The organism is Burkholderia sp. MSMB1078WGS, assembly GCF_001528895.1.
Classification (GTDB): Bacteria; Pseudomonadota; Gammaproteobacteria; order Burkholderiales; family Burkholderiaceae; genus Burkholderia.
The window spans coordinates 179,382-204,703 of sequence record NZ_LPDI01000024.1 but is presented as its reverse complement, the minus strand read 5'-3'; the positions used below and the strand labels follow the sequence as shown (position 1 = coordinate 204,703).

28 protein-coding genes are annotated in these 25,322 nt (G+C 61.4%); all 28 read left to right on the top strand.

The annotated features are described in order from the left end of the window. Nucleotides 1–214: 214 nt before the first annotated feature. The 28 genes from rpoB (at nucleotide 215) to rplO (ending at nucleotide 25,321) form a co-directional block, all read left to right on the top strand. Nucleotides 215–4,321 (top strand): DNA-directed RNA polymerase subunit beta, encoded by a 4,107-nt coding sequence (gene rpoB, locus WT24_RS04795; protein ID WP_034209726.1) that lies wholly within the window; start codon nucleotides 215–217, stop codon nucleotides 4,319–4,321. A 21-nt stretch (nucleotides 4,322–4,342) separates the two neighbouring features. After that, the gene (gene rpoC, locus WT24_RS04790) at nucleotides 4,343–8,584 is read left to right on the top strand and encodes a DNA-directed RNA polymerase subunit beta' (RefSeq protein WP_059499774.1); all 4,242 of its coding nucleotides are present in this window, start codon (nucleotides 4,343–4,345) and stop codon (nucleotides 8,582–8,584) included. Nucleotides 8,585–8,852: 268 nt separating this feature from the next. After that, complete coding sequence (gene recQ / locus WT24_RS04785; protein WP_059832860.1) at nucleotides 8,853–10,700, top strand: DNA helicase RecQ; 1,848 nt, start codon at nucleotides 8,853–8,855, stop codon at nucleotides 10,698–10,700. Between the two features lie 227 nt (nucleotides 10,701–10,927). Further along, complete coding sequence (rpsL, locus tag WT24_RS04780) at nucleotides 10,928–11,308, top strand: 30S ribosomal protein S12 (RefSeq protein ID WP_006400662.1); 381 nt, start codon at nucleotides 10,928–10,930, stop codon at nucleotides 11,306–11,308. Nucleotides 11,309–11,480: 172 nt separating this feature from the next. Beyond that, on the top strand, nucleotides 11,481–11,951 hold the full coding sequence (gene rpsG / locus WT24_RS04775) for a 30S ribosomal protein S7 (RefSeq protein ID WP_034209730.1): 471 nt from the start codon (nucleotides 11,481–11,483) through the stop codon (nucleotides 11,949–11,951). 123 nt (nucleotides 11,952–12,074) lie between these two features. Further along, nucleotides 12,075–14,177, top strand: a complete 2,103-nt coding sequence (gene fusA, locus WT24_RS04770) for an elongation factor G (protein WP_034209731.1) — start codon at nucleotides 12,075–12,077, stop codon at nucleotides 14,175–14,177. A 42-nt stretch (nucleotides 14,178–14,219) separates the two neighbouring features. Continuing rightward, a complete protein-coding gene (gene tuf, locus WT24_RS04765; RefSeq protein WP_034209732.1) occupies nucleotides 14,220–15,410 on the top strand; it encodes an elongation factor Tu in 1,191 nt (396 codons plus the stop codon). Nucleotides 15,411–15,693: 283 nt separating this feature from the next. Continuing rightward, complete coding sequence (gene rpsJ, locus WT24_RS04760; protein ID WP_004199280.1) at nucleotides 15,694–16,005, top strand: 30S ribosomal protein S10; 312 nt, start codon at nucleotides 15,694–15,696, stop codon at nucleotides 16,003–16,005. A gap of 178 nt (nucleotides 16,006–16,183) precedes the next feature. After that, nucleotides 16,184–16,834 (top strand): 50S ribosomal protein L3, encoded by a 651-nt coding sequence (gene rplC, locus WT24_RS04755; protein ID WP_006482922.1) that lies wholly within the window; start codon nucleotides 16,184–16,186, stop codon nucleotides 16,832–16,834. Further along, a complete protein-coding gene (gene rplD, locus WT24_RS04750) occupies nucleotides 16,834–17,454 on the top strand; it encodes a 50S ribosomal protein L4 (protein WP_040143046.1) in 621 nt (206 codons plus the stop codon). The genes rplC and rplD overlap by 1 nt, the downstream gene beginning before the upstream one ends. Continuing rightward, on the top strand, nucleotides 17,451–17,765 hold the full coding sequence (gene rplW / locus WT24_RS04745) for a 50S ribosomal protein L23 (protein WP_004199275.1): 315 nt from the start codon (nucleotides 17,451–17,453) through the stop codon (nucleotides 17,763–17,765). Before rplD ends, rplW begins: the two co-directional genes overlap by 4 nt. A 2-nt stretch (nucleotides 17,766–17,767) precedes the next feature. After that, nucleotides 17,768–18,595 (top strand): 50S ribosomal protein L2, encoded by an 828-nt coding sequence (gene rplB / locus WT24_RS04740; RefSeq protein ID WP_034209733.1) that lies wholly within the window; start codon nucleotides 17,768–17,770, stop codon nucleotides 18,593–18,595. A gap of 10 nt (nucleotides 18,596–18,605) precedes the next feature. Then, nucleotides 18,606–18,881 carry a 30S ribosomal protein S19 gene (gene rpsS / locus WT24_RS04735; RefSeq protein WP_004199273.1) on the top strand — a complete coding sequence of 92 codons (276 nt, stop codon included), beginning with the start codon at nucleotides 18,606–18,608 and terminating at the stop codon, nucleotides 18,879–18,881. 12 nt (nucleotides 18,882–18,893) lie between these two features. Beyond that, the gene (gene rplV / locus WT24_RS04730; RefSeq protein WP_004199272.1) at nucleotides 18,894–19,223 is read left to right on the top strand and encodes a 50S ribosomal protein L22; all 330 of its coding nucleotides are present in this window, start codon (nucleotides 18,894–18,896) and stop codon (nucleotides 19,221–19,223) included. 11 nt (nucleotides 19,224–19,234) lie between these two features. Beyond that, on the top strand, nucleotides 19,235–20,035 hold the full coding sequence (rpsC, locus tag WT24_RS04725; RefSeq protein WP_006482899.1) for a 30S ribosomal protein S3: 801 nt from the start codon (nucleotides 19,235–19,237) through the stop codon (nucleotides 20,033–20,035). Nucleotides 20,036–20,037: 2 nt separating this feature from the next. Continuing rightward, entirely contained in the window at nucleotides 20,038–20,454 is a 417-nt protein-coding gene (gene rplP / locus WT24_RS04720; RefSeq protein ID WP_006482873.1) for a 50S ribosomal protein L16, read from the top strand. 9 nt (nucleotides 20,455–20,463) lie between these two features. Further along, nucleotides 20,464–20,658: a 50S ribosomal protein L29 gene (gene rpmC / locus WT24_RS04715; RefSeq protein ID WP_006400652.1), complete on the top strand. Its 195-nt coding sequence runs from the start codon at nucleotides 20,464–20,466 to the stop codon at nucleotides 20,656–20,658. Beyond that, the gene (gene rpsQ / locus WT24_RS04710) at nucleotides 20,655–20,927 is read left to right on the top strand and encodes a 30S ribosomal protein S17 (RefSeq protein ID WP_006477189.1); all 273 of its coding nucleotides are present in this window, start codon (nucleotides 20,655–20,657) and stop codon (nucleotides 20,925–20,927) included. The genes rpmC and rpsQ overlap by 4 nt, the downstream gene beginning before the upstream one ends. Nucleotides 20,928–21,236: 309 nt before the next feature. Beyond that, complete coding sequence (rplN, locus tag WT24_RS04705; RefSeq protein WP_006482918.1) at nucleotides 21,237–21,605, top strand: 50S ribosomal protein L14; 369 nt, start codon at nucleotides 21,237–21,239, stop codon at nucleotides 21,603–21,605. A gap of 9 nt (nucleotides 21,606–21,614) precedes the next feature. Further along, entirely contained in the window at nucleotides 21,615–21,923 is a 309-nt protein-coding gene (gene rplX, locus WT24_RS04700) for a 50S ribosomal protein L24 (protein WP_006477187.1), read from the top strand. A gap of 16 nt (nucleotides 21,924–21,939) precedes the next feature. Further along, nucleotides 21,940–22,479: a 50S ribosomal protein L5 gene (rplE, locus tag WT24_RS04695; RefSeq protein WP_006482882.1), complete on the top strand. Its 540-nt coding sequence runs from the start codon at nucleotides 21,940–21,942 to the stop codon at nucleotides 22,477–22,479. Between the two features lie 7 nt (nucleotides 22,480–22,486). Continuing rightward, nucleotides 22,487–22,792: a 30S ribosomal protein S14 gene (gene rpsN, locus WT24_RS04690; protein ID WP_006482884.1), complete on the top strand. Its 306-nt coding sequence runs from the start codon at nucleotides 22,487–22,489 to the stop codon at nucleotides 22,790–22,792. Nucleotides 22,793–22,806: 14 nt separating this feature from the next. After that, the gene (rpsH, locus tag WT24_RS04685; protein ID WP_006477185.1) at nucleotides 22,807–23,202 is read left to right on the top strand and encodes a 30S ribosomal protein S8; all 396 of its coding nucleotides are present in this window, start codon (nucleotides 22,807–22,809) and stop codon (nucleotides 23,200–23,202) included. 18 nt (nucleotides 23,203–23,220) lie between these two features. Then, a complete protein-coding gene (rplF, locus tag WT24_RS04680; protein WP_006477184.1) occupies nucleotides 23,221–23,751 on the top strand; it encodes a 50S ribosomal protein L6 in 531 nt (176 codons plus the stop codon). A 12-nt stretch (nucleotides 23,752–23,763) separates the two neighbouring features. Continuing rightward, on the top strand, nucleotides 23,764–24,129 hold the full coding sequence (gene rplR, locus WT24_RS04675; protein WP_006477183.1) for a 50S ribosomal protein L18: 366 nt from the start codon (nucleotides 23,764–23,766) through the stop codon (nucleotides 24,127–24,129). 14 nt (nucleotides 24,130–24,143) lie between these two features. Next, the gene (gene rpsE, locus WT24_RS04670; protein WP_006752931.1) at nucleotides 24,144–24,662 is read left to right on the top strand and encodes a 30S ribosomal protein S5; all 519 of its coding nucleotides are present in this window, start codon (nucleotides 24,144–24,146) and stop codon (nucleotides 24,660–24,662) included. Between the two features lie 15 nt (nucleotides 24,663–24,677). Then, entirely contained in the window at nucleotides 24,678–24,860 is a 183-nt protein-coding gene (rpmD, locus tag WT24_RS04665; protein ID WP_006400644.1) for a 50S ribosomal protein L30, read from the top strand. A 26-nt stretch (nucleotides 24,861–24,886) separates the two neighbouring features. Further along, nucleotides 24,887–25,321 carry a 50S ribosomal protein L15 gene (gene rplO, locus WT24_RS04660; protein ID WP_006482880.1) on the top strand — a complete coding sequence of 145 codons (435 nt, stop codon included), beginning with the start codon at nucleotides 24,887–24,889 and terminating at the stop codon, nucleotides 25,319–25,321. The last annotated feature ends 1 nt before the right edge of the window (nucleotide 25,322 follow it).

Genomic DNA, 25,322 nt, shown 5'->3' with positions numbered 1-25,322 from the left:
TGTCTTCTGAAGCGACTGCAGAAGGCAAGTTTGGTCGGGTAGCGGGCAACACAGGCATCCGCTGCCGTCAGCCAGCGGTTGGTAGCGGCCAACCACCAAGCTTCTCGGCTCGTTCAAGCCGTCGAACGGCCATCGGGTCTCAGTCGGTGAACACTCGGGTTTGAAACGTCCAGGTATTCCGCCTCGATAGCACCCGCCGTGATTCGGAGATCGTATGCAATATTCCTTCACCGAGAAGAAGCGCATTCGCAAGAGTTTCGCGAAGCGCCCCATCGTTCACCAAGTTCCGTTCTTGCTGGCTACTCAGCTTGAATCATTCAGCACGTTTCTGCAAGCCGATGTGCCGGCGACGCAACGCAAGCCTGAAGGTTTGCAGGCCGCGTTCACATCGGTATTTCCCATTGTTTCGCACAACGGTTTCGCGCGCCTCGAGTTCGTGAGCTATGCGCTGTCCTCGCCGGCATTCAACATCAAGGAATGCCAGCAGCGTGGCCTGACGTACTGCTCCGCGCTGCGCGCGAAGGTCCGCCTCGTCATCCTCGACAAGGAATCGCCGAACAAGCCGGTCGTCAAGGAAGTGAAGGAGCAGGAAGTGTACATGGGCGAAATTCCGCTCATGACGCCGACGGGCTCGTTCGTCATCAATGGCACCGAGCGTGTCATCGTCTCGCAGCTGCACCGTTCGCCGGGCGTGTTCTTCGAACACGACAAGGGCAAGACGCACAGCTCGGGCAAGCTGCTGTTCTCGGCACGGATCATTCCGTACCGCGGCTCGTGGCTCGACTTCGAATTCGATCCGAAGGACATCCTGTACTTCCGCGTCGACCGTCGCCGCAAGATGCCGGTGACGATCCTGCTGAAGGCCATCGGCCTGACGCCGGAACAGATCCTCGCGAACTTCTTCGTGTTCGACAACTTCACGCTGATGGACGAAGGCGCGCAACTCGAGTTCGTGCCCGAGCGCCTGCGTGGTGAAGTCGCGCGTTTCGACATCACGGATCGCGACGGCAAGGTCATCGTCCAGAAGGACAAGCGGATCAACGCGAAGCACATTCGCGACCTCGAAGCCGCGAAGACCAAGTTCATCTCGGTGCCGGAAGACTATCTGCTCGGCCGCGTGCTGGCGAAGAACGTCGTCGACGGCGACACCGGCGAAGTGATTGCGAGCGCGAACGACGAAGTCACGGAAAGCGTGCTCGAGAAGCTGCGCGAAGCGGGTATCAAGGACATCCAGACGCTCTACACGAACGATCTGGATCAGGGTCCGTACATCTCGTCGACGCTGCGTGTCGACGAAACGACCGACAAGACGGCCGCGCGCATCGCGATCTACCGCATGATGCGCCCGGGCGAGCCGCCGACCGAAGAAGCGGTCGAGGCGCTGTTCAACCGCCTGTTCTACAGCGAAGAAGCGTACGACCTGTCGAAGGTCGGCCGCATGAAGTTCAACCGCCGCGTCGGCCGTGACGAGATCGTCGGCCCGATGACGCTGCAGGACGACGACATTCTCGCGACGATCAAGATTCTCGTCGAGCTGCGTAACGGCAAGGGCGAAGTGGACGACATCGACCACCTCGGCAACCGTCGCGTGCGTTGCGTCGGCGAACTGGCGGAAAACCAGTTCCGCGCGGGCCTCGTGCGTGTCGAGCGCGCGGTCAAGGAACGCCTCGGCCAGGCCGAAAGCGAAAACCTGATGCCGCACGACCTGATCAACTCGAAGCCGATTTCGTCGGCGATCCGCGAGTTCTTCGGTTCGTCGCAGCTGTCGCAGTTCATGGACCAGACCAACCCGCTGTCGGAAATCACGCACAAGCGCCGCGTTTCCGCACTGGGCCCGGGCGGTCTGACGCGCGAGCGCGCAGGCTTCGAAGTCCGCGACGTGCACCCGACCCACTACGGCCGCGTGTGCCCGATCGAAACGCCGGAAGGTCCGAACATCGGCCTGATCAACTCGCTCGCGCTGTACGCGCACCTGAACGAGTACGGCTTCCTCGAGACGCCGTACCGCAAGGTCGTGGACGGCAAGGTGACCGACCAGATCGACTACCTGTCGGCGATCGAGGAAGGCCGCTACATGATCGCTCAGGCGAACGCCGCGATCGACGAGGACGGCCGACTGATCGACGAACTCGTGTCGTCGCGTGAAGCCGGCGAAACGATGATGGTCACGCCGGACCGCATCCAGTACATGGACGTCGCGCCGTCGCAGATCGTGTCGGTCGCAGCGTCGCTGATTCCGTTCCTCGAACACGACGACGCGAACCGTGCACTGATGGGTTCGAACATGCAGCGTCAGGCCGTGCCGTGTCTGCGTCCGGAAAAGCCGGTCGTCGGGACGGGCATCGAGCGCACCTGCGCGGTCGACTCGGGTACGACGGTCCAGGCGTTCCGCGGCGGCGTTGTCGACTACGTCGATGCAGGCCGTATCGTGATTCGCGTGAACGACGACGAAGCGGTCGCGGGTGAAGTCGGTGTCGACATCTACAACCTGATCAAGTACACGCGTTCGAACCAGAACACGAACATCAACCAGCGTCCGATCGTGAAGATGGGCGACAAGGTCTCGCGCGGCGACGTGCTGGCCGACGGCGCCTCGACGGACCTGGGCGAGCTCGCGCTCGGCCAGAACATGCTGATCGCGTTCATGCCGTGGAACGGCTACAACTTCGAGGATTCGATCCTGATCTCGGAGAAGGTGGTCGCGGACGATCGCTACACGTCGATCCACATCGAAGAGCTGAACGTCGTTGCACGCGACACGAAGCTCGGGCCGGAAGAAATCACGCGCGACATCTCGAACCTGGCGGAAGTCCAGCTCGGCCGTCTCGACGAATCGGGCATCGTGTACATCGGTGCCGAAGTCGAAGCGGGCGACGTGCTGGTCGGCAAGGTCACGCCGAAGGGCGAGACCCAGCTGACGCCGGAAGAGAAGCTGCTGCGCGCGATCTTCGGCGAGAAGGCTTCGGACGTGAAGGACACGTCGCTGCGCGTGCCGTCGGGCATGAGCGGCACCGTGATCGACGTCCAGGTGTTCACGCGCGAAGGCATTCAGCGCGACAAGCGTGCGCAACAGATCATCGACGACGAACTGAAGCGTTACCGCCTCGACCTGAACGACCAGCTGCGCATCGTGGAAGGCGACGCGTTCCAGCGTCTCGCGCGCATGCTCGTGGGCAAGGTCGCGAACGGCGGTCCGAAGAAGCTCGCGAAGGGCACGAAGATCGACCAGGCTTACCTGGAAGACCTCGACCACTACCACTGGTTCGACATCCGCCTCGCGGACGACGAAGCAGCGGCGCAGCTCGAAGCGATCAAGAACTCGATCGAGGAAAAGCGTCACCAGTTCGACCTCGCGTTCGAAGAGAAGCGCAAGAAGCTCACGCAAGGCGACGAACTGCCGCCGGGCGTGCTGAAGATGGTCAAGGTGTACCTGGCGGTGAAGCGCCGTCTGCAGCCTGGCGACAAGATGGCGGGCCGTCACGGTAACAAGGGTGTCGTGTCGAAGATCGTCCCGATCGAAGACATGCCATACATGGCCGATGGCCGTCCGGCAGACGTCGTGCTGAACCCGCTCGGCGTGCCGTCGCGGATGAACGTGGGTCAGGTTCTGGAAGTGCACCTCGGCTGGGCCGCGAAGGGCCTCGGCTGGCGTATCGGCGAAATGCTGCAGCGTCAGGCGAAGATCGAGGAACTGCGCGCGTTCCTGACGAAGATCTACAACGAGTCGGGCCGCCAGGAAGATCTGGAAAGCTTCACCGACGACGAGATCCTCGAACTCGCGAAGAACCTGCGCGAAGGCGTGCCGTTCGCAACGCCGGTGTTCGACGGTGCGACCGAGGAAGAAATGGGCAAGATGCTCGACCTCGCGTTCCCGGACGACATCGCCGAACAGCTCGGCATGAATCCGTCGAAGAACCAGGTCCGCCTGTACGACGGCCGCACGGGTGAAATGTTCGAACGTCGCGTGACGCTCGGCTACATGCACTACCTGAAGCTGCACCACCTGGTCGACGACAAGATGCACGCGCGTTCGACGGGCCCGTACTCGCTCGTCACGCAGCAGCCGCTGGGCGGTAAGGCGCAGTTCGGTGGCCAGCGTTTCGGTGAAATGGAAGTGTGGGCACTCGAAGCGTACGGCGCGTCCTACGTGCTGCAGGAAATGCTGACGGTGAAGTCGGACGACGTGACCGGCCGGACGAAGGTGTACGAAAACCTCGTCAAGGGCGATCACGTGATCGATGCAGGCATGCCGGAATCCTTCAACGTGCTCGTGAAGGAAATCCGCTCGCTCGGTATCGATATCGATCTCGACCGCAATTAATCGGACTACGGAGAGAAAGCAATGAAAGCTCTGCTCGATCTATTCAAGCAAGTCCAACAGGAAGAAGTTTTCGACGCGATCAAGATCGGTCTGGCCTCGCCCGACAAGATCCGTTCGTGGTCGTTCGGCGAAGTGAAGAAGCCGGAGACCATCAACTACCGTACGTTCAAGCCGGAACGCGATGGTCTGTTCTGCGCGAAGATCTTCGGGCCGATCAAGGACTACGAGTGCCTGTGCGGCAAGTACAAGCGCCTGAAGCACCGCGGCGTGATCTGCGAGAAGTGCGGCGTCGAAGTGACGCTGGCGAAGGTGCGTCGCGAACGGATGGGCCACATCGAGCTGGCCTCGCCGGTCGCGCACATCTGGTTCCTGAAGTCGCTGCCGTCGCGTCTGGGCATGGTGCTCGACATGACGCTGCGCGACATCGAACGCGTGCTGTACTTCGAAGCGTACGTGGTGATCGAACCGGGCATGACGCCGCTGAAGGCGCGGCAGATCATGACCGAAGAGGATTACTACAACAAGGTCGAGGAATACGGCGACGAATTCCGTGCCGAGATGGGCGCGGAAGGTGTGCGTGAACTGCTGCGCGCGATCAACATCGACGAGCAGGTCGAGACGCTGCGCACCGAGCTGAAGAACACCGGCTCGGAAGCGAAGATCAAGAAGTACGCGAAGCGCCTGAAGGTCCTCGAGGCATTCCAGCGCTCGGGCATCAAGCCCGAGTGGATGATCCTCGAAGTGCTGCCGGTGCTGCCGCCGGAACTGCGTCCGCTCGTGCCGCTGGACGGCGGCCGTTTCGCGACGTCGGACCTGAACGACCTGTATCGCCGCGTGATCAACCGTAACAACCGGTTGAAGCGCCTGCTCGAGCTGAAGGCCCCTGAAATCATCGTCCGCAACGAAAAGCGGATGCTGCAGGAAGCCGTCGACTCGCTGCTCGACAACGGTCGTCGCGGCAAGGCGATGACGGGCGCGAACAAGCGTCCGCTGAAGTCGCTCGCCGACATGATCAAGGGCAAGGGCGGCCGTTTCCGTCAGAACCTGCTGGGCAAGCGCGTCGACTACTCGGGCCGTTCGGTCATCGTGGTCGGCCCGACGCTGAAGCTGCACCAGTGCGGTCTGCCGAAGCTGATGGCGCTCGAACTGTTCAAGCCGTTCATCTTCAACAAGCTGGAAGTGATGGGCGTCGCGACGACCATCAAGGCTGCGAAGAAGGAAGTCGAGAACCAGACGCCGGTGGTGTGGGACATCCTCGAAGAGGTGATCCGCGAGCATCCGGTGATGCTGAACCGTGCGCCGACGCTGCACCGTCTCGGTATCCAGGCGTTCGAGCCGGTGCTGATCGAAGGCAAGGCAATCCAGCTGCATCCGCTCGTCTGCGCGGCGTTCAACGCCGACTTCGACGGTGACCAGATGGCCGTTCACGTGCCGCTGTCGCTCGAAGCGCAGATGGAAGCGCGCACGCTGATGCTCGCGTCGAACAACGTGCTGTTCCCGGCCAACGGCGATCCGTCGATCGTGCCGTCGCAGGATATCGTGCTGGGTCTGTACTACGCGACCCGCGAAGCGATCAACGGCAAGGGCGAAGGCCTGTCGTTCACGGGCGTGTCGGAAGTCATCCGCGCGTACGAGAACAAGGAAGTCGAGCTGGCCTCGCGCGTCAACGTCCGGATCACCGAAATGGTCCGCAACGAGGACACGTCGGAAGGCGCGCCGGAGTTCGTGCCGAAGATCACGCTGTACGCGACGACCGTCGGTCGCGCGATCCTGTCGGAGATCCTGCCGCACGGCCTGCCGTTCTCGGTGCTGAACAAGCCGCTGAAGAAGAAGGAAATCTCGCGCCTGATCAACACGGCGTTCCGCAAGTGCGGTCTGCGTGCGACGGTGGTGTTCGCCGACCAGCTGATGCAGTCGGGTTTCCGTCTCGCGACGCGCGCCGGCATCTCGATCTGCGTGGACGACATGCTCGTGCCGCCGCAGAAGGAAACGATCGTCGGCGACGCCGCGAAGAAGGTGAAGGAATACGACCGCCAGTACATGTCGGGTCTCGTCACCGCGCAGGAACGCTACAACAACGTGGTCGACATCTGGTCGGCAACGTCGGAAGCGGTCGGCAAGGCGATGATGGAGCAACTGTCGACGGAGCCGGTGATCGATCGCGACGGCAACGAGACGCGCCAGGAGTCGTTCAACTCGATCTACATGATGGCCGACTCGGGCGCCCGGGGTTCGGCGGTTCAGATTCGTCAGCTGGCCGGTATGCGTGGCCTGATGGCGAAGCCGGACGGCTCGATTATCGAGACGCCGATTACCGCGAACTTCCGCGAAGGTCTGAACGTGTTGCAGTACTTCATCTCGACCCACGGTGCACGTAAGGGTCTGGCTGATACGGCACTGAAGACCGCGAACTCGGGTTACCTGACGCGTCGTCTCGTCGACGTCACGCAGGACCTGGTGGTGGTCGAGGACGATTGCGGCACGTCGAACGGCGTGGCGATGAAGGCGCTCGTCGAAGGCGGTGAAGTCGTCGAAGCGCTGCGCGATCGTATCCTCGGCCGCGTCGCGGTTGCGGACGTCGTGAATCCGGAAACGCAGGAAACGCTGTACGAATCGGGCACGCTGCTCGACGAAACGGCGGTCGAGGAAATCGAACGCCTCGGCATCGACGAAGTGCGCGTGCGCACGCCGCTGACCTGCGAAACGCGTTACGGCCTGTGCGCATCCTGCTACGGCCGCGACCTCGGCCGCGGCTCGCTGGTGAACGTCGGCGAAGCAGTCGGCGTGATCGCGGCGCAGTCGATCGGCGAACCGGGCACGCAGCTGACGATGCGTACGTTCCACATCGGTGGTGCGGCATCGCGTGCGGCCGTGGCTTCGTCGGTCGAAGCGAAGAGCAACGGTATCGTCCGCTTCACGGCGACGATGCGCTACGTCACGAACGCGAAGGGCGAGCAGATCGTCATTTCCCGTTCGGGCGAAGCGATGATCACCGACGACTTCGGTCGCGAGCGCGAGCGTCACAAAGTGCCGTACGGCGCGACGCTGCTGCAGCTCGACGGCGCGACCATCAAGGCCGGCACGCAGCTCGCCACGTGGGATCCGCTGACGCGTCCGATCATCACCGAGTACGGTGGTACGGTGAAGTTCGAGAACGTCGAGGAAGGCGTGACCGTCGCGAAGCAGATCGACGACGTGACCGGCCTGTCGACGCTGGTCGTGATCGACGTGAAGCGCCGCGGTTCGCAGGCTTCGAAGAGCGTGCGTCCGCAGGTGAAGCTGCTCGACGCGAACGGCGAAGAAGTGAAGATTCCGGGCACGGAGCACGCGGTGCAGATCGGCTTCCAGGTCGGCGCACTGATCACCGTGAAGGATGGCCAGCAGGTGCAGGTCGGTGAAGTGCTCGCACGTATCCCGACCGAAGCGCAGAAGACGCGTGACATTACCGGCGGTCTGCCGCGGGTGGCGGAACTGTTCGAAGCGCGTTCGCCGAAGGATGCCGGCATTCTCGCGGAGGTCACCGGTACGACGTCGTTCGGTAAGGACACGAAGGGCAAGCAGCGTCTCGTCATCACGGATCTCGAGGGCAACCAGCACGAGTTCCTGATCGCGAAGGAAAAGCAGGTTCTGGTTCACGATGCCCAGGTCGTCAACAAGGGCGAAATGATCGTGGACGGTCCGGCCGATCCGCACGACATCCTGCGTCTGCAGGGTATCGAGGCGCTGTCGCGCTACATCGTCGACGAAGTGCAGGACGTGTACCGTCTGCAGGGCGTGAAGATCAACGACAAGCACATCGAGGTGATCGTTCGCCAGATGCTGCGTCGTGTGCAGATCACCGACAACGGCGATACGCGCTTCATTCCGGGCGAACAGGTCGAGCGTTCCGACATGCTGGACGAGAACGATCGCATGATCGCCGAGGGCAAGCGTCCGGCTTCGTACGACAACGTGCTGCTCGGTATCACGAAGGCGTCGCTGTCGACCGACTCGTTCATCTCCGCGGCATCGTTCCAGGAAACGACCCGCGTGCTGACCGAAGCGGCGATCATGGGCAAGCGCGACGATCTGCGCGGCCTGAAGGAAAACGTGATCGTCGGCCGTCTGATTCCGGCCGGTACGGGTCTCGCGTTCCACAAGGCACGCAAGGCGAAGGAATCGTCGGATCGCGAGCGTTTCGACCAGATCGCAGCGGAAGAGGCATTCGACTTCGGCACGCCGAGCGCGCCGGCGGAAGAGCCGCAACACCCGGCAGCCGAGTAAGCGCGGGGCGGCGCAAGCCGCCTTGCCTTGCTATCATCGCTGTCACCGAAACCGCCCGGTTCTGCCGGGCGGTTTTTTTTCATCCTTCGTTCACGGGCCGGCACAGCGCCGGCGCATGCGTCGCGATCGCGTCCGGTACGGGCGCGGCAGGCCCGTGATGCACGCGAACGAACCCTGACCGAACGGCCAACATCGCGCGATTCGCCCCGCGTCGCGCGAGCGGGTTGTTAAAATTGCGGTCATCGCTTAGCCGTCCCTGTTCTCATTCATGTCCCGCGCCCTCGAAATACTCGACGAAGTCTTTGGTTATTCCGCCTTTCGCGGCCAGCAGGGCGAGATCGTCGAGCACGTCGCCGGCGGCGGCGATTGTCTCGTGCTGATGCCGACCGGCGGCGGCAAGTCGCTGTGCTACCAGATTCCCGCGCTGCTGCGCCGCGAGGCCGGGCAGGGCGCCGGCATCGTCGTGTCGCCGCTGATCGCGCTGATGCAGGACCAGGTCGCCGCGTTGAGCGAAGTCGGCGTGCGCGCGGCCTATCTGAATTCGACGTTGTCGGGCGCCGAGGCAGCGGCCACCGAGCGCGCGCTGCGCGAGGGCGAAATCGACCTGCTGTACGTCGCGCCGGAGCGGTTGATGACGGGGCGCTTCCTCGAGCTGCTCGAGCGCGCGAAGATCGGCCTGTTCGCGATCGACGAAGCGCACTGCGTGTCGCAATGGGGGCACGATTTCCGCCCGGAATACATCCAGCTGTCGGTGCTGCACGAGCGCTTCCCGTCGGTGCCGCGCATCGCGCTCACCGCCACGGCCGATGCGATCACGCGCGACGAGATCATCCATCGTCTCGCGCTCGACGACGCACGCGTATTCGTGTCGAGCTTCGACCGGCCGAACATCCGCTACCGGATCGTCGAAAAGGACAACGCACGCGCGCAGCTGCTCGATTTCATTCGCGCCGAGCACACGAATGCCGACGGCACGACGGACGCGGGTGTCGTCTATTGCCTGTCGCGCCGCAAGGTCGAGGAAACGGCCGAATGGCTGAAGGCGCAGGGCGTGCGCGCGCTGCCGTACCACGCGGGAATGGAGTTCGAGGTGCGGCAGAAGCACCAGGAAATGTTCCAGCGCGAGGAAGGCATCGTGATGTGCGCGACGATCGCGTTCGGCATGGGCATCGACAAGCCCGACGTGCGTTTCGTCGCGCATCTCGACTTGCCGAAGAGCGTCGAAGGCTACTACCAGGAAACCGGCCGCGCGGGCCGCGACGGGCTGCCGGCGAACGCGTGGATGGCGTATGGCCTCGGCGATGTCGTCCAGCAGCGCAAGATGATCGACGAGTCCGATGCGGACGACGCGCACAAGCGCGTGCAGACATCGAAGCTCGATGCGCTGCTCGGCTTGTGCGAGACGATCTCGTGTCGCCGCGTGCGGCTGCTGAACTACTTCGGCGAGGCGAGCCAGCCGTGCGGCAACTGCGACACGTGCCTCGAGCCGCCCGCGTCGTGGGACGCGACGCGCGAGGCGCAGATGGCGCTGTCGTGCGTGTTCCGCGCGCAGCGCGCGAGCGGCTTCAATTTCGGTTCCAGTCACCTGATCGAGATCCTGCGTGGCGGGCGCACCGAGAAGGTGTTGCAGCGCGGCCACGATCAGCTCAGCACGTTCGGAATCGGCGCAGCGCTGTCCGAGCCCGAGTGGCGCGCGATTTTCCGGCAGCTGGTCGCGTACGGCTACCTGGCCGTCGACCATGGCGGCTTCGGCGCGCTGATGCTGACCGAGGCCGCGAAGCCCGTGCTGAAGAACGAGGAAAAGGTCACGCTGCGCCGCTATGTGAAGCCGCAGCGCACCCGCCAGTCGTCGAGCCGCAGCGCCACGCGCGTCGATCCGACGGCTGGCATGGGCGCCCGCGAGCGCGCACGGTGGGATGCGCTGCGCGCATGGCGGGCGGAAACCGCGAAGACCGACGGCGTGCCGGCCTATGTGATTTTCCACGACGCGACGCTCGCCGAAATCGCGCGCAACGCGCCGGAGACGATCGACGACCTGCGTCACATCCCCGGCATGGGCGTGCGCAAGCTCGAACGCTTCGGCGACGAGATCATCGACGTCGTCGAATCGGCTTGACACAGCTGTTCCGCCCCCTTCTGTAAACCGCGCGGTCGGTCGGCACATCACGCAAGCCGTTGACTTAGTTGGTATTTCCGGAATATCATGTTGGGTTCCGGTATTCGGTGGGCCGAGTCGCGTTCGAAGGTTCGTGTCCGTCTCGCCGGTTCGGAAGTCAACTGTGCGTCGATTTTCGCTTTGCCCGAAATCGATGTGCAGATTTTGTTCAATTTCAGGAATAAACAATGCCAACCATCAACCAACTGGTTCGCAAAGGCCGTCAGTCGGAAACGACGAAGAGCAAGAGCCCGGCCCTGCAGGACTGCCCCCAGCGTCGCGGCGTGTGCACCCGTGTGTACACGACGACGCCGAAGAAGCCGAACTCGGCACTCCGTAAGGTCGCCAAGGTTCGTCTGACGAACGGCTTCGAAGTGATTTCGTACATCGGCGGTGAAGGCCACAACCTGCAGGAGCACTCGGTTGTGCTGATCCGCGGCGGCCGTGTGAAGGACTTGCCGGGTGTGCGTTACCACATGGTTCGCGGCTCGCTGGATACCCAGGGCGTCAAGGACCGTAAGCAAGCGCGCTCGAAGTACGGCGCGAAGCGTGCAAAGGCTGCCAAGTAAGCAGTTTTTGATCAGGGATCGCCGCAGGGCGGTCAAGGCGGGAGTGCCGGATTGCCGGTGCTGTCGAGTAAGTGGTCACCCGGCCAAGCTGGTTAGTCGTGAAGATGTGATCGGGTTTGTTGGTGGCCGCGGAGCTGGTTGCAGCTCCAACTGAACAAGTAAAGGAAGAATCATGCCGCGTCGTCGCGAAGTCCCCAAGCGGGAAGTGTTGCCGGATCCGAAGTTCGGTAACGTTGATGTTGCCAAGTTCATGAACATGCTGATGCTGTCCGGCAAGAAGTCGGTCGCAGAGCGCATCGTTTATGGCGCATTCGAACAAATCCAGACCAAGGGTGGCAAGGACCCGCTGGAAGTGTTCACGGTTGCGCTCAACAACGTGAAGCCGGTGGTCGAAGTGAAGAGCCGCCGCGTTGGTGGTGCCAACTATCAAGTTCCGGTCGAAGTGCGCCCGTCGCGTCGTATGGCATTGGCGATGCGCTGGCTGCGTGAGGCTGCGAAGAAGCGCAGCGAGAAGTCGATGGCTCTGCGTCTGGCAGGCGAACTCACCGAAGCGGCCGAAGGCCGTGGCGGCGCGATGAAGAAGCGCGATGAAGTTCACCGCATGGCAGAAGCCAACCGCGCGTTCTCGCATTTCCGTTTCTAAGCGCCTGGCTGGGCTGTTTGCGGAAATAAATTCCGGGCGGGTGCGCTTTTCAGGCGCCTCGCCCGTTTGTGTTGAGGCGTGATGCAGCAGGGCTGCATCACGTCATCCCAGTAGAGGATCAAAGTGGCTCGCAAGACTCCTATCGAGCGCTACCGCAATATCGGTATTAGCGCTCACATCGACGCCGGCAAGACGACGACGACCGAGCGCATTCTGTTTTACACCGGTGTGAACCACAAGATCGGTGAAGTCCACGACGGCGCAGCCACGATGGACTGGATGGAGCAGGAACAGGAACGTGGCATCACGATCACGTCCGCTGCTACCACGGCCTTCTGGAAGGGCATGGGCGGCAACTATCCGGAACACCGCATCAACATCATCGACACCCCGGGCCACGTCGACTTCACGATCGAAGTGGAGCGTTCGATGCGCGTGCTCGACGGCGCGTGCATGGTGTACTGCGCAGTGGGCGGCGTGCAGCCGCAGTCGGAAACGGTGTGGCGCCAGGCGAACAAGTACAAGGTGCCGCGTCTCGCGTTCGTCAACAAGATGGACCGTACCGGCGCGAACTTCTTCAAGGTCTACGACCAGCTCCGTCTGCGCCTGAAGGCGAACCCGGTTCCGGTCGTGGTGCCGATCGGCTCGGAAGAAAACTTCAAGGGCGTGGTCGACCTGATCAAGATGAAGGCGATCATTTGGGACGAAGCGTCGCAAGGCACGAAGTTCGACTACGTCGACATCCCGGCCGAACTCGCAGAGACCTGCAAGGAATGGCGCGAAAAGATGGTCGAAGCGGCTGCCGAAGCCAGCGAAGACCTGATGAACAAGTACCTGGAAGAAGGCGATCTGCCGGAAGCCGACATCGTCAAGGCGCTGCGTGACCGTACGATCGCGTGCGAAATCCAGCCGATGCTGTGCGGTACCGCGTTCAAGAACAAGGGCGTGCAGCGTATGCTCGACGCCGTGATCGACTTCCTGCCGTCGCCGGTCGACATTCCGCCGGTCAAGGGCGAGCTCGAAAACGGCGAAGAAGCAGAGCGCAAGGCATCGGACGAAGAGAAGTTCTCGTCGCTCGCGTTCAAGATCATGACCGACCCGTTCGTCGGCCAGCTGATCTTCTTCCGTGTGTACTCGGGCGTCGTCAACTCGGGCGACACGCTGCTGAACTCGACCAAGGGCAAGAAGGAACGCCTCGGCCGTATTCTGCAGATGCACGCGAACCAGCGTGAAGAAATCAAGGAAGTCCGCGCAGGCGACATCGCTGCAGCGGTCGGCCTGAAGGAGGCCACCACGGGCGACACGCTGTGCGACCCGGCGAACCCGATCGTTCTCGAACGCATGGTGTTCCCGGAGCCGGTGATTTCGCAGGCGGTCGAGCCGAAGACCAAGGCCGACCAGGAAAAGATGGGCCTCGCACTGAACCGTCTGGCTCAGGAAGACCCGTCGTTCCGCGTGCAGACCGACGAAGAGTCGGGCCAGACCATCATTTCGGGCATGGGCGAGCTCCACCTCGAAATTCTGGTCGACCGGATGAAGCGTGAATTCGGCGTGGAAGCGACCGTCGGCAAGCCGCAGGTTGCATACCGCGAAACGATCCGTTCGACGGCAAAGGACGTCGACGGCAAGTTCGTCAAGCAGTCGGGTGGTCGCGGCCAGTACGGTCACGCGGTCATCACGCTCGAGCCGAACGAACAAGGCAAGGGCTACGAGTTCTTCGACGAGATCAAGGGTGGTGTGATTCCGCGTGAATACATCCCGGCGGTCGACAAGGGTATCCAGGACACGCTGAAGTCGGGCGTGCTGGCAGGCTTCCCGGTCGTCGACGTGAAGGTTCACCTGACGTTCGGTTCGTACCACGACGTTGACTCGAACGAAAACGCGTTCCGCATGGCCGGTTCGATGGCGTTCAAGGAAGCGATGCGCAAGGCGAACCCGGTCGTCCTCGAGCCGATGATGGCTGTCGAAGTCGAGACGCCGGAAGACTACATGGGCAACGTGATGGGCGACCTGTCGGGCCGTCGCGGTATCGTCCAGGGCATGGAAGACATGGTTGGCGGCGGCAAGATCGTGCGCGCCGAAGTGCCGCTGTCGGAAATGTTCGGCTACTCGACGTCGCTGCGCTCGCTGACGCAAGGTCGTGCAACGTACACGATGGAGTTCAAGCACTACGCTGAAGCTCCGCGCAACGTTGCCGAAGCGATCATCAGCGCAAAGTCGAAGTAAATCTTTAGCTACCAATCGATTATTTTTTGAAAGAAGAGAATCATGGCAAAAGAAAAGTTTGAGCGGACCAAGCCGCACGTGAACGTTGGTACGATTGGTCACGTTGACCACGGCAAGACGACGCTGACGGCAGCGATCACGACGGTTCTGACGAAGAAGTTCGGCGGCGAAGCGAAGGCGTACGACCAGATCGACGCGGCACCGGAAGAAAAGGCGCGCGGCATCACGATCAACACGGCGCACGTCGAGTACGAAACGGCTAACCGCCACTACGCACACGTCGACTGCCCGGGCCACGCTGACTATGTGAAGAACATGATCACGGGTGCGGCGCAGATGGACGGCGCGATCCTGGTTTGCTCGGCAGCAGACGGCCCGATGCCGCAAACGCGCGAGCACATCCTGCTGGCACGTCAGGTTGGCGTTCCGTACATCATCGTGTTCCTGAACAAGTGCGACATGGTGGACGACGCTGAACTGCTCGAGCTGGTCGAGATGGAAGTTCGCGAACTCCTGTCGAAGTACGACTTCCCGGGCGACGACACGCCGATCGTGAAGGGTTCGGCGAAGCTGGCGCTGGAAGGCGACACGGGCGAGCTGGGCGAAGTGGCGATCATGAACCTGGCAGACGCACTGGACACGTACATCCCGACGCCGGAGCGTGCGGTTGACGGCGCGTTCCTGATGCCGGTGGAAGACGTGTTCTCGATCTCGGGCCGCGGTACGGTGGTGACGGGTCGTGTCGAGCGCGGCATCATCAAGGTCGGCGAAGAAATCGAAATCGTCGGTATCAAGCCGACGGTGAAGACGACCTGCACGGGCGTTGAAATGTTCCGCAAGCTGCTGGACCAGGGTCAGGCAGGCGACAACGTCGGTATCCTGCTGCGCGGCACGAAGCGTGAAGACGTGGAGCGTGGCCAGGTTCTGGCGAAGCCGGGTTCGATCACGCCGCACACGCACTTCACGGCTGAAGTGTACGTGCTGAGCAAGGACGAAGGCGGCCGTCACACGCCGTTCTTCAACAACTACCGTCCGCAGTTCTACTTCCGTACGACGGACGTGACGGGCTCGATCGAGCTGCCGAAGGACAAGGAAATGGTGATGCCGGGCGACAACGTGTCGATCACGGTGAAGCTGATCGCTCCGATCGCGATGGAAGAAGGTCTGCGCTTCGCAATCCGCGAAGGCGGCCGTACGGTCGGCGCCGGCGTCGTCGCCAAGATCATCGAGTAATATCGACGATCCGCGGATCCCTGCGGGGTCCGCGATTCCACGGTAAGCAACTCGTACCGTAGAAACCGGGTGTCCAGTTCGATCTGGCACCCGGTTTTTCTTTGTGGCGTGCGAACCGCTCTATTGACAAACGCCCACCGCCGCGAATTTTCGTGTAGAATCGCGGGCTTAGCAGTGGAAGTACCGCCCGGAACCTGATGCTTCGCTCCCCGCTGGCGTCATGTTTCACGTTCTTTTAGTGTCCGGCGATGCAACATCGCCTCGCTCTTTTCAAGGAATCGTCATGCAGCAACAGAAAATCCGCATTCGCCTGAAGGCATTCGACTATCGTCTGATCGATCAATCGGCTGCCGAAATCGTCGATACCGCGAAGCGGACTGGCGCAATCGTTCGTGGCCCGGTGCCGCTGCCGACGCGCATTCAGCGTTTTGACATCCTGCGTTCGCCGCACGTCAACAAGACGTCGCGCGATCAGCTCGAAATCCGCACCCACCAGCGCCTGATGGACATCGTCGACCCGACGGACAAGACCGTTGACGCGCTGATGAAGCTCGATCTGCCGGCTGGCGTCGACGTGGAAATCAAGCTGCAGTAAGGCTTCCGGCGCCGGCCGGTAAGCCGGATGGCGCTAAGTCTTTGTATTGCTTGCGGAAATCGAGAAGTCGGGCTATACTGCTTGGCTTTTCGCGTATTCGCGTAAAAAAGTTGGGCCTTGCGTGCCCGGCATTTTGTAAATCAGCCCCGACCAATCGCAGTCGGGAATGGAGAAAATGATGAGCCTTGGACTCGTAGGTCGCAAGGTTGGCATGACCCGTATCTTCACGGCTGAAGGGGATTCGATTCCCGTCACCGTGCTGGACGTGTCGGACAACCGCGTGACGCAGATCAAGACTGTTGAAACCGACGGCTACACGGCCGTGCAGGTTGCATTCGGCTCCCGCCGCGCATCGCGCGTGACGAAGCCGCTGGCAGGTCATCTCGCCAAAGCCGGTGTCGAAGCCGGTGAAATCCTCAAGGAATTCCGCATTGACGCGGCCAAGGCAGCCGAGCTGTCGAATGGCGCCGTGGTCGGTGCAGATCTTTTCGAAGTGGGCCAGAAGGTCGACGTGCAAGGCGTGTCGATCGGTAAGGGCTACGCCGGTACGATCAAGCGTTACAACTTCTCCTCCGGCCGTGCCACGCACGGTAACTCGCGCTCGCACAACGTGCCGGGCTCGATCGGTATGGCGCAGGATCCGGGTCGTGTTTTCCCGGGTAAGCGCATGACGGGTCACATGGGTGACGTGACGGTGACGGTGCAGAACCTCGAAATCGCCCGTATCGACGCAGAGCGCAAGCTGCTGCTCGTGAAGGGTGCGATTCCGGGCGCGAAGGGCGGCAAGGTCTTCGTGACGCCGGCCGTCAAGACCAAGGGGGCGAAATAATGGAACTCAAGCTCCTGAACGAAAATGGTCAGGAAGGTGCAGTGGTCAACGCATCGGACGTCGTGTTCGGTCGTGACTACAACGAAGCGCTGATCCACCAGGTCGTCGTCGCTTACCAGGCGAATGCTCGCCAGGGTAACCGCGCACAGAAGGACCGCGAGCAAGTCAAGCACACGACCAAGAAGCCGTGGCGCCAGAAGGGTACGGGCCGCGCTCGTGCCGGTATGTCGTCGAGCCCGTTGTGGCGTGGCGGTGGTCGTATCTTCCCGAATTCGCCGGAAGAAAACTTCTCGCACAAGGTCAACAAGAAGATGCATCGCGCAGGCCTCTGCTCGATCTTCTCGCAGCTGGCCCGCGAAGGCCGTCTGTCGGTCGTCGAGGACATCGTCCTCGAAGCGCCGAAGACCAAGCTGCTGGCCGACAAATTCAAGACCATGGGTCTCGACTCCGTGCTGATCATCACCGACACGGTTGACGAAAACCTGTACCTGGCATCGCGCAACCTGCCGCACGTGGCAATTGTCGAGCCGCGCTACGCTGACCCGCTGTCGCTGATCTACTTCAAGAAAGTGCTGGTCACGAAGGCTGCGGTCGCCCAGATCGAGGAGTTGCTGTCATGAGCGAGATTCGCAAGAACGATCATCGTTTGATGCAGGTCCTGCTCGCACCGGTGATTTCCGAAAAGGCGACGCTGGTTGCCGACAAGAACGAGCAAGTCGTGTTCGAAGTCGCACCGGATGCCACGAAGCAGGAAGTGAAGGCGGCTGTCGAGCTGCTGTTCAAGGTTGAAGTTGATTCGGTCAACGTGCTGGTTCAGAAGGGCAAGCAAAAGCGCTTCGGCCGTTCGATGGGCCGCCGCAAGGACGTGAAGAAGGCGTACGTTTGCCTGAAGCCCGGCCAGGAAATCAACTTTGAAGCGGAGGCCAAGTAATCATGGCAATCGTGAAAGTTAAACCGACTTCGCCGGGTCGCCGCGCGATGGTCAAGGTGGTCAACAAGAATCTGCACCAGGGCAAGCCGTACGCGGCACTGCTCGACTCGCAGAGCTCGACCGCCGGCCGTAACAACAACGGCCGTATCACCACGCGTCACAAGGGTGGTGGTCACAAGCAGCACTATCGTATCGTCGATTTCCGTCGCACGAAGGATGGCATCCCGGCAAAGGTCGAGCGTCTCGAGTACGACCCGAACCGCAGCGCGAACATCGCGCTGGTGCTCTACGCAGACGGCGAGCGTCGCTACATCATCGCCCCGAAGGGCCTGACCGTCGGCCAACAGCTGATGTCGGGTTCGGAAGCGCCGATCCGTGCAGGCAACACGCTGCCGATCCGCAACATTCCGGTCGGTACGACGATCCACTGCATCGAGATGCTGCCGGGTAAGGGCGCGCAAATGGCGCGTTCGGCTGGCACGTCGGCCATGCTGTTGGCGCGTGAAGGCGTCTACGCGCAGGTTCGTCTGCGTTCGGGCGAAATCCGCCGCGTGCACATCGAGTGCCGTGCAACGATCGGTGAAGTCGGCAACGAAGAGCATAGCCTGCGCCAGATCGGCAAGGCTGGCGCGAACCGCTGGCGCGGTATCCGCCCGACGGTGCGTGGCGTTGCGATGAACCCGGTCGATCACCCGCACGGTGGTGGTGAGGGCAAGACGGCTGCAGGTCGCGACCCGGTGAGCCCGTGGGGTACGCCGGCTAAGGGTTACCGCACCCGCAGCAACAAGCGCACGACGACGATGATCGTCCAGCGCCGTCACAAGCGTTAAGGAGTAGGCAATGGCACGTTCTGTTAAAAAAGGTCCGTTCTGCGACGCCCATTTGCTGAAGAAAGTTGAGGCGGCTGCAGCTTCGCGCGACAAAAAGCCGATCAAGACCTGGTCGCGTCGCTCGACGATTCTGCCGGATTTCATCGGCCTGACGATCGCTGTTCACAACGGCCGTCAACACGTTCCGGTGTACATCTCGGAAAACATGGTCGGCCACAAGCTTGGCGAGTTCGCACTGACCCGTACGTTCAAGGGTCACGCAGCCGACAAGAAGGCCAAGAAATAAGGGGCAATCAAGATGGAAGTGAAAGCAATTCATCGCGGTGCCCGCATCTCGGCGCAGAAAACGCGCCTTGTGGCTGACCAGATCCGCGGTTTGCCGGTCGACAAGGCGCTGAACGTTCTGACGTTCTCGCCGAAGAAGGCGGCTGGCATCGTGAAGAAGGTTGTGCTGTCGGCAATCGCGAATGCGGAGCACAACGAAGGCGCTGATATCGACGAGCTCAAGATCAAGAGCATCTACGTCGACAAGGCTGCATCGCTCAAGCGTTTCACCGCGCGCGCCAAGGGCCGCGGTAACCGCATCGAGAAGCAATCCTGTCACATCACTGTGACGGTCGGGAATTAAGGAGCCATACGATGGGACAGAAAATTCATCCGACTGGCTTCCGCCTGGCTGTCAGCCGCAATTGGGCTTCGCGTTGGTACGCGAACAACAACAATTTCGCGGCGATGCTGCAGGAAGACATCGGTGTTCGTGAATACCTGAAGAAGAAGCTGAAGAACGCTTCGGTCGGTCGGGTGGTCATCGAGCGTCCGGCGAAGAACGCGCGCATCACGATTTACAGCTCGCGTCCGGGCGTGGTCATCGGCAAGAAGGGCGAGGACATCGAACAGCTGAAGACGGAACTGCAACGCCGCATGGGCGTGCCGGTTCACGTCAACATCGAGGAAATCCGCAAGCCGGAAACCGATGCTCAGCTGATCGCTGACTCGATCACGCAACAGCTCGAGCGCCGGATCATGTTCCGTCGCGCGATGAAGCGTGCGATGCAGAACGCGATGCGTCTGGGTGCCCAAGGCATCAAGATCATGAGCGCAGGCCGTCTGAACGGTATCGAAATCGCTCGTACGGAGTGGTATCGCGAAGGTCGCGTGCCGCTTCACACGCTGCGTGCTGATATCGACTACGCGACTTCGGAAGCGAAGACGACTTACGGGATCATCGGCGTCAAGGTGTGGGTCTACAAGGGCGATACGCTCGGCCGCAACGATGCACCGGTGGTGGAAGAAGTAGCCGAAGACAAGCGTCCGCGTCGCAATGCGCGTCCGGGCGACCGTCGTCCGCGCCGTGACGGCGAAGGCGGCGCTCCGGGTGCTCGTCGTGGCGCACCGCGCCGTGGCGCCGGCAAGCCCGAAGACGGCAAGACTGGAGAATAACGATGCTGCAACCGAAACGCAGAAAGTATCGTAAAGAGCAGAAGGGTCGCAACACCGGCAAGGCGACGCGCGGCAACGCAGTGTCGTTCGGTGAATTCGGCCTGAAGGCGATCGGTCGCGGTCGTTTGACCGCACGTCAAATTGAAGCGGCGCGTCGTGCAATGACGCGTCACATCAAGCGTGGCGGCCGCATCTGGATCCGGATCTTCCCGGACAAGCCGATTTCGCAGAAGCCGGCCGAAGTGCGTATGGGTAACGGTAAGGGTAACCCGGAGTACTACGTCGCCGAGATTCAGCCGGGCAAGATGCTCTATGAAATGGACGGCGTAACCGAAGAACTGGCACGCGAAGCGTTCCGTCTGGCTGCAGCCAAGCTGCCGCTCAAGACGGCATTCATCGTGCGCCAGCTCGGCGCCTAAGGAGAAAACATGAAGGCTTCCGAACTTCTCCAGAAAGACCAGGCCGCGCTCAACAAGGAGCTGGCGGACCTGCTGAAGGCGCAATTCGGCCTGCGCATGCAACTCGCGACCCAGCAGCTCACGAACACGAGCCAGCTGAAGAAGGTTCGTCGCGACATCGCACGTGTGCGGACCGTCATGACTCAGAAGGCGAACCAGAAATGAACGATAGCGTGAAAACCTCGCTGAAGCGGACGCTGGTCGGTCGGGTCGTCAGCAACAAGATGGACAAGACCGTCACCGTGCTGATCGAGCACCGCGTCAAGCATCCGATCTACGGCAAGTATGTCGTGCGTTCGAAGAAGTACCACGCGCACGATGAAGCGAACACCTACAACGAAGGCGATCTCGTCGAAATCCAGGAAACGCGTCCTGTTTCGAAGACGAAGGCCTGGACGGTGTCGCGCCTCGTCGAAGCCGCTCGCGTCATCTAAGCGGGCAGCGCAGTAGGCAGTAACGGGCACTTCTCCACGAAGTGCTTGAAATCGCAAAGTTTTTGCTTGCGTGACCGGGATTATTTGTTATAATCCCGGTCTTCCCTCTTTATGGGAGCCCCGTCGCGGGCGAAGTTGGTGGGGGAAGCGGACTGGCGCCTGCCTGTCCGAAGGATTCACCGAATTGCGATGGCGGGTTTCGTTTGCCGTCGCTGCTGTTCCAACCCAAGCAGCCGATTGGCTGACGGGACCAAGACTGACCGAATGCATCATGGTGGTGCATCCGGATTAAGTTGGGAAAGACAAACCATGATCCAGACCGAATCTCGGCTCGAAGTAGCCGACAACACGGGTGCACGTGAAGTCCTGTGCATCAAGGTGCTCGGCGGCTCGAAGCGTCGTTATGCCGGCATTGGCGACATCATCAAGGTGAGCGTCAAAGAGGCAACGCCGCGCGGGCGCGTGAAGAAAGGCGAAATTTACAACGCCGTGGTGGTCCGCACCGCCAAGGGCGTGCGCCGTCAAGACGGCTCGCTGATCAAGTTCGACGGCAACGCCGCTGTGCTTTTGAATAACAAGCTCGAGCCGATCGGCACCCGTATCTTCGGGCCGGTGACGCGTGAGCTGCGTAGCGAACGATTCATGAAGATCGTTTCGCTGGCGCCGGAAGTGCTGTAAGGAGTCGCGATGAACAAGATTCGCAAAGGTGACGAAGTCATCGTCGTCACTGGCAAGGACAAGGGCAAGCGCGGCGTCGTGCTGGCTGTCGGTGCTGAACATGTGACGGTTGAAGGTATCAACCTCGTCAAGAAGCATGTGAAGCCGAACCCGATGAAGGGTACGACGGGCGGCGTGGAAGCGAAGACGATGCCCCTGCATATTTCGAACGTCGCACTGGTCGACGCGAATGGCAAGGCGTCGCGTGTTGGCATCAAGGTCGAGGAAGGCAAGAAGGTTCGCTTCCTGAAGACGACCGGTGCCGTACTGAGCGCCTGACGCAGCGGAGTAAAAAATGGCTCGTTTTCAAGAGTTTTACAAAGAAAAGGTTGTGCCCGGCCTGATCGAGAAGTTCGGTTACAAGTCGGTCATGGAAGTGCCGCGCATCACCAAGATCACGCTGAACATGGGTCTTGGCGAAGCGATCGCTGACAAGAAGATCATCGAGAACGCCGTTGGCGACCTCACGAAGATCGCTGGCCAGAAGCCGGTCGTCACGAAGGCCCGCAAGGCAATCGCAGGCTTCAAGATCCGCCAGGGTTACCCCATCGGCGCGATGGTGACGCTGCGTGGCCGCGCGATGTACGAATTCCTCGACCGTTTCGTGACGGTTGCCCTGCCCCGCGTGCGTGACTTCCGCGGCGTGTCGGGTCGTGCTTTCGATGGCCGTGGCAACTACAACATCGGTGTGAAAGAGCAGATCATTTTCCCCGAAATCGATTACGACAAGATCGACGCACTGCGTGGGCTGAACATCAGCATCACGACGACTGCGAAGACCGACGACGAAGCAAAGGCTCTGCTCGCCAGCTTCAAGTTCCCGTTCAGAAACTGAGGTTACCGTGGCTAAACTGGCACTGATCGAACGTGAAAAGAAGCGCGCCCGCCTGGTCGCGAAGTTCGCAGCAAAGCGCGAAGCGCTGAAGGCGATCGTCGAAGACCAAAGCAAGTCGGAAGAAGAGCGCTACGAAGCACGCCTGGAGCTGCAGCAACTGCCCCGCAACGCAAACCCGACCCGCCAGCGTAACCGCTGCGCGATCACGGGCCGTCCGCGTGGCACGTTCCGTAAATTCGGCCTCGCGCGTAACAAGATTCGTGAAATCGCATTCCGTGGCGAGATTCCTGGCCTGACCAAGGCGAGCTGGTAATAGGAGAAACGTAAATGAGCATGAGTGATCCTATCGCCGATATGCTGACTCGCATCCGCAACGCGCAGATGGTCGAGAAGGTATCGGTCGCGATGCCCTCGTCGAAGGTCAAGGTTGCAATCGCGCAAGTCCTGAAGGACGAAGGTTATATCGACGATTTCGCCGTGAAGGCGGAAGGTGCGAAGTCCGAACTGAATATCGCGCTGAAGTACTACGCAGGTCGCCCGGTCATCGAACGCCTCGAGCGCGTGTCGAAGCCTGGTCTGCGCGTGTATCGCGGCCGTAACGACATTCCGCAGGTCATGAATGGCCTCGGTGTGGCAATCGTGTCGACGCCGAAGGGCGTGATGACCGACCGCAAGGCGCGCGCTACCGGCGTCGGCGGCGAAGTCATCTGCTACGTCGCTTAAAGCCGAGGAGAGAGAAACATGTCTCGAGTAGGTAAAAGCCCGATCGCGCTGCAAGGCGCGGAAGTCAAGCTGGCCGACGGTGCAATCACCGTCAAGGGCCCGCTGGGCACCATCACGCAAGCGATCAATCCGCTCGTGAACGTGGCGAACAACGACGGCACGCTGAATCTGTCGCCGGTCGACGAAAGCCGCGAAGCAAATGCACTGTCGGGCACGATGCGCGCGATCATCGCGAATGCCGTGCACGGCGTGACCAAGGGTTTCGAGCGCAAGCTGACGCTGGTTGGCGTCGGTTACCGTGCGCAAGCGCAAGGCGACAAGCTGAACCTGTCGCTGGGTTTCTCGCACCCGGTGGTGCACCAGATGCCGGAAGGCGTCAAGGCTGAAACCCCGACGCAAACCGAAATCGTGATCAAGGGGATCAACAAGCAACAAGTCGGTCAAGTGGCTGCGGAAGTCCGCGGTTACCGTCCGCCGGAGCCCTACAAGGGCAAGGGCGTGCGTTATGCCGACGAGGTTGTGATCCTCAAAGAAACGAAGAAGAAGTAAGGGTGCGCAATCATGGATAAGACTCAATCTCGCCTGCGCCGCGCTCGCCAGACGCGTATCAAGATCGCTGAGCTGCAGGTCGCGCGTCTCGCCGTGCATCGCACGAACACGCACATCTACGCTCAAGTGTTCTCGCCGTGCGGCACCAAGGTGCTCGCCAGCGCGTCGACGCTCGAAGCAGAAGTGCGCGCAGAACTGGCCGACAAGTCGGGCAAGGGCGGCAACGTCAATGCTGCGACGCTGATCGGCAAGCGTATTGCCGAGAAGGCAAAGGCTGCCGGCATCGAATCCGTCGCCTTCGACCGCTCGGGCTTCCGCTACCACGGCCGCGTCAAGGCGCTGGCTGAGGCAGCTCGCGAAGCTGGGCTCAAGTTCTAAGGAAGGAATTCGTCATGGCAAAGATGCAAGCGAAAGTTCAGGCTGACGAGCGCGACGACGGCCTTCGCGAAAAGATGATTTCGGTCAATCGCGTGACCAAGGTCGTGAAGGGTGGCCGTATTCTCGGCTTCGCCGCACTGACCGTGGTTGGCGACGGCGATGGCCGCATCGGTATGGGCAAGGGCAAGGCGAAGGAAGTGCCGGTCGCTGTCCAGAAGGCAATGGAACAAGCTCGCCGCAACATGTTCAAGGTGCCGCTCAAGAACGGCACGCTGCAGCACGAAGTGCACGGCAAGCATGGCGCATCCGCTGTCCTCCTCGCTCCGGCGAAGGCAGGTACGGGCGTGATCGCCGGCGGCCCGATGCGCGCAGTGTTCGACGTGATGGGCGTTCAGAACGTCGTGGCGAAGAGCCACGGTTCGACGAACCCGTACAACCTCGTTCGCGCCACGCTGGACGGTCTGCGCAAGCAGTCGACCCCGGCAGACATCGCGGCGAAGCGCGGCAAGTCCGTCGAAGATATTTTGGGCTAAGCCCGGGTGGTCACCATGTCTGAAAAAACTGTCAAGGTTCAGCTCGTCAAGAGCCTGATCGGGACCCGCGAATCGCACCGCGCAACCGTGCGTGGCCTGGGCCTGCGCCGACTCAACTCGGTTAGCGAGCTGCAGGACACGCCGGCGGTCCGCGGCATGATCAACAAGGTCTCGTACCTCGTTAAGGTCATCGCGTAAGCGGCCCTACGGATCAAGGAGTTGATATGGAATTGAATAACCTGAAGCCGGCCGCTGGCGCCAAGCACGCCAAGCGTCGCGTCGGTCGTGGCATCGGTTCGGGCCTCGGCAAGACGGCTGGCCGTGGTCACAAGGGTCAGAAATCGCGTTCGGGCGGCTTCCACAAAGTCGGTTTCGAAGGCGGTCAGATGCCGCTGCAACGTCGTCTGCCGAAGCGCGGCTTCACGTCGCTGACGAAGGAATTCGTCGGTGAAGTGCGCCTGGGCGACCTCGAGAAGCTGCCGGTCGACGAGATCGATCTGCTCGCACTGAAGCAAGCCGGCCTGGTCGGCGAACTGACGAAGAGCGCAAAGATCATCGCGACGGGCGAACTGAAGCGCAAGATCGTCGTGAAGGGTCTCGGTGCCACCAAGGGTGCGCGTGCTGCGATCGAAGCGGCTGGCGGTTCGTTCGCCGAGTGAC